Genomic DNA, 3,817 nt, shown 5'->3' with positions numbered 1-3,817 from the left:
CCGTCTTCGCCGCCCTCGGCTATCCACCCGCAGTGGCAGGCGTTCTCACCGGATTGTGCACTGTTGCAACACCTGCCGATACCCTGCGCGGCCTACCGTATGCACAGGCATCACAGCTACGCACCGCGCATCTTCCGCAAGGCGCACCCACTTCTCCTGCACTGGCGAATCTCGTCGCACGCAAACTCGACATCCGCTTGAGTGGACTCGCACAAGCGAACTGGCTCACCTACACCCGATACGCCGACGACCTCGCGTTCTCCGGAATCGAAGTAGCCGACGTCGGCACCCTCCTCTGGACGGTCGAGCAGATCGCCGGGGACGAAGGGTTTGCCATCCATCCACGAAAGACCAAGGTAATGCGCCCTCATCGACGCCAACACCTCACCGGGTTGGTGATCAACGACCAACCCTCGTATCCGCGCGACGACTACGATCGCTTGCGTGCCCTGCTGCACAACGCCGCCAGTACTTCTGCGCAGGAACAGAATCGGGATGGCGTGGAGAACTTCCGCGCCCACATCTACGGCCGGATCGCGCACATCGGCGAAACCAGCACTACACGCCGACGCACATTGCTGCGCCTGGCTGAACGTGTGGATTGGGACGGTTAGTGCCCGCGAGCAGTCAGACCCGCGGGGTGTAGGCCATGCATTCGACTTCCATGTGCGCACCCAGCGCCAGTCCGTCTGTTCCGAACGCACTGCGGGCCGGCAGTCTCGACGCCGGGAAGTACTCGAGGTAGACCTTGTTGAACTCCTGCCAACGTGACATGTCGTCAAGCATGACAGTGCATTTGAAGATCGCTTCGACACCGGAACCGTAGGCGATCAGCGAAGCCACGATATTCTCCATCGTCTGGCGAGCCTGCGCTTCGAAGCCGTCTGCCAAGGTCCCGTCGGGAAGCATGCCGATCTGACCCGACAGATACAGAACGTCTCCGACGCGCACTCCGGTGGAGAACGGCGTATCGAAAGCGGGTGGGATGAACTCGACGGTCTGAGATGAATCCATTAGATCTCCTCGGAGTTGGAATATGCGTGACGAGTTGGCGTTTCAGCGCACTGGGCGCGCACGAACATCGGCCAGGAAGTGCGCCACCAACTCGTTCCACGCGTGTGGGTCCTCGAAGTAGGGGGAGTGGCCGCGGTCGGCAAGCTCGACCACTTCGGCGTGAGGCAGGAACTCGGCGGCGCCGCGAATCCGCTCGGGTGTCATCAAATCGTCCAGCTCACCTGCGATCAGGAGAACCGGCGCAGCCACCGCCGCGAGTTCGGCCACCGAATAGTTGTGGGCCTTGAGAATTCGGAAGAACTCGGTGTCAGGTGGGCGATGGCCGAAGGTGCCGAGAGCTTGGTACAGGTATGCCCTCGCCATGTCCAAGCTCGGCAACCGTCCGCCCACAGCGGGATGCTCCCCCAGGGGCCGCGCGGTGACGGGTGCTGCGGTGAGGGGAGGTGCGCTGTCCGGACCGAATCCGACGGGAATGCCGCCGGTCGTGCAGGCCAGGACTACCGACTCCACCCGGTCCGGAACAGCGATCGCGGTCCCCAATGCGGCCCAACCGCCCATCGACTGGCCGACCACGTGCGCTCGATCAACCGCCAACAGGTCCATGATTTCGATCAGATCAGAGACTGCCGCTACCGGGCCGTGGTTGCCGTTCTCGTTGGTAGAGCGGCCGAATCCTCGCTGATCCCAGCTGATCACCCGATAGTGCTGAGCGAAGTAGGGCACCTGCTGGTACCAGACGGCCGCATTTCCGCCGAGACCGTGCGTGAGAATCAGATCCGGGCCCTCGCCGGCAGTCTCGTACCAGACCCGTTCGCCGTCTGCGACGGTGATGAAGCCCTCGGTCCGTGAAATCATCCTTATTCTCCTGTGTCGGACGGGCGCTTGCCCGAAGTGTGGTCAGTGAGGAGTTGCTGCACTTCATCGGTGGCCCGCAGCAGGTGTTCTTCGACCATTCGCGTCGTCTTCGCATCGAAGTCGGTATCGAAACCGATCACCGTCAACGCACAGAGCGGAGACCCCTTGCGGGAAGACACTGCACGCGAGACCGAACCGATGATGTCCTGAGATCGTTTGTGGACAACGGCGAATCCGGTTTTCTGAGTCTCGGCGATGTCGGCGAGAAAGCCGGTGGGTCCTTCCAGCGGATAGCCGCTCTTCTCCACCATCGCCAGGTAGGGCGCCCGGGTGTTGTCCTCGAGTGCCGCCACCAACGCGAGCGGACCCGCGAACCGGTGCGGCGGAAGCAGATCCCCGAGCATCCGAGTGATCATCTTGAGTCTCTCGGGACGCAGCGCCGCGATGATCCGCGTCCCGCCGCTCTCGAGAACCTGCAGATTCACCATCATGTCCGTGCTCTCGGACAGCACCCGCATGGTCGGATCGCACAAGGCCGCCAACGAATGCGCTGCCGCTTCGTGGGAAACCTGCAGTGCAGCCGGGCCGGGGAGATAGCGACCGTCGTAGCGGAAGACCCAACCACGGTTCGCGAGTTCTCCGAGCACTCGGTGCGCAGTCGGGCGGAGCATCCCGACTTCTTCTGCCAGTTCGCTGAGCTTCATCGGCGTGGTCGAGCGCGCGATGGCCTCGAGTAGATCCAACGCTTTGTCGACGGCGGACGCAGAACCCTTCGTCATCCGATCCCCTCCCGGTGCCGTGGATGTACCCGGCGATCCGAAATCTCGTGTTCTTGGAAAACCCTTGGCATTCGTCTTGGAAATTACTATAGTCACAACAATCGTTCCGGCGTACGGAATTCTTTGAGCTTCTTCACCTTCCACCGGATTACCGGCAAGGAAGTCATATCTTTCCCAGCGAGAGGTTTTCGGACATGACGGTTGGACTTACCCTTCGGTCGACACCACGGTTCAGAGTTGTTGCCCTAGCCGCGGTCGCGACCGCGGCATTGGCACTGACAGGCTGTTCGAGCGACGCCACGGCCTCCGACGACGGGGGCACCCAGACCACCACGATTCGAATCGCACCTCAGCCGATCGCGGACTTCACACCGATTTGGCTCGGCATGGAGCAGGGGTACTTCACCGATGAGGGACTCGACATCCAACTCGTGGAGGGCGGCGCTAGTTCCTCGGCTCAAATTCCGTTGTTGCTCAGCGGAAATGCAGATATGGCAGCCACGACTGCCGCTGCCGCAATTCAGGCACGGAGCCAGAACATGCCCGTCACCATTGTCGGCGGGCTCACGAATTTTGCCGCAAATGACAGCGTCGACCAGTCCGGTCTCGTGGTCGCCAAGGACAGTTCCATCAGCGGCTTCCGTGACCTCGAAGGCAAGACCGTCGCGATCAGCGGTTTGAAGTCCGTCAGCGAAGCAGTCATCTCCGCTGCGGTGGAGAAGTCCGGTGGCGCAGCGGACAAGATCTCGTTCATTCAGGCGCCCATGCCCAACCTCGGTGACCTTGTTTCCACTGGCGGGGCCGATGCGGCATTCCTCATCGATCCGTTCCTGAGCAAAGCAACCGACTCGGGGCTGAAGATCCTCGGCCACCCCTTCCCCTTGGCCGCGCCCGGTGTACCGGGGACCTCGCTGGTCGCTTCGGAATCGTTTGTCGACGCGAACCCGGACTCACTCGCCAAATTCCGTACGGCGCTTGCCAAATCCATCGACTACGCCAATCAGAATCCGGGCGCGGTCAAGGCTGCACTCTCGACACAAGCCAAGATTCCGCTCGAAATGCTGGCCAACAGCAAGAATCCTCAGTTCGTCGCAGTAGTGGAACCGGGTGCTCTGGGCACGGAGATCGAACTGCTGGTCAAGTACGGGGTATTGACGGATTCGGTCGAG

At 61.7% G+C, this 3,817-nt stretch carries 5 protein-coding genes; 2 read left to right on the top strand and 3 right to left on the bottom strand.

What is annotated here, in order from left to right:
- On the top strand, positions 1 to 614 hold a 614-nt coding region (locus tag A2J01_RS21995; RefSeq protein ID WP_197494270.1), incomplete at its 5' end, for a reverse transcriptase family protein.
- 13 nt (positions 615 to 627) lie between these two features.
- Here the strand turns inward: A2J01_RS21995 and A2J01_RS21990 are convergent.
- From A2J01_RS21990 to A2J01_RS21980, 3 genes are read right to left on the bottom strand one after another with little or no spacing between them, the layout of a single operon-like run.
- Positions 628 to 1,014, bottom strand: a complete 387-nt coding sequence (locus A2J01_RS21990; RefSeq protein ID WP_003946047.1) for a RidA family protein — start codon at positions 1,012 to 1,014, stop codon at positions 628 to 630.
- 42 nt (positions 1,015 to 1,056) lie between these two features.
- A complete protein-coding gene (locus A2J01_RS21985; protein WP_064113581.1) occupies positions 1,057 to 1,869 on the bottom strand; it encodes an alpha/beta fold hydrolase in 813 nt (270 codons plus the stop codon).
- A gap of 2 nt (positions 1,870 to 1,871) precedes the next feature.
- Positions 1,872 to 2,648, bottom strand: coding sequence for an IclR family transcriptional regulator (locus A2J01_RS21980; protein WP_007735498.1), 777 nt, complete (start codon positions 2,646 to 2,648; stop codon positions 1,872 to 1,874).
- A gap of 194 nt (positions 2,649 to 2,842) precedes the next feature.
- On the opposite strand from A2J01_RS21980, the gene A2J01_RS21975 reads away from it, so the two are divergent.
- The coding region (locus A2J01_RS21975; protein ID WP_064113580.1) for an ABC transporter substrate-binding protein at positions 2,843 to 3,817 on the top strand (975 nt) is incomplete at its 3' end.

The organism is Rhodococcus sp. EPR-134, from assembly GCF_001647205.1.
GTDB classification, from domain to species: domain Bacteria; phylum Actinomycetota; class Actinomycetes; order Mycobacteriales; family Mycobacteriaceae; genus Rhodococcus_F; species Rhodococcus_F qingshengii.
The sequence above is the reverse complement of the archived record's forward strand: the minus strand, read 5'-3'. Positions and strand labels throughout refer to the sequence as shown.

Coding starts and splice junctions, on each gene's coding strand:
- A2J01_RS21990 (WP_003946047.1), bottom strand. CDS start 1,014: ATGGATTCATCTCAGACCGTCGAGTTCATCCCACCCGCTTTCGATACG.
- A2J01_RS21985 (WP_064113581.1), bottom strand. CDS start 1,869: ATGATTTCACGGACCGAGGGCTTCATCACCGTCGCAGACGGCGAACGG.
- A2J01_RS21980 (WP_007735498.1), bottom strand. CDS start 2,648: ATGACGAAGGGTTCTGCGTCCGCCGTCGACAAAGCGTTGGATCTACTC.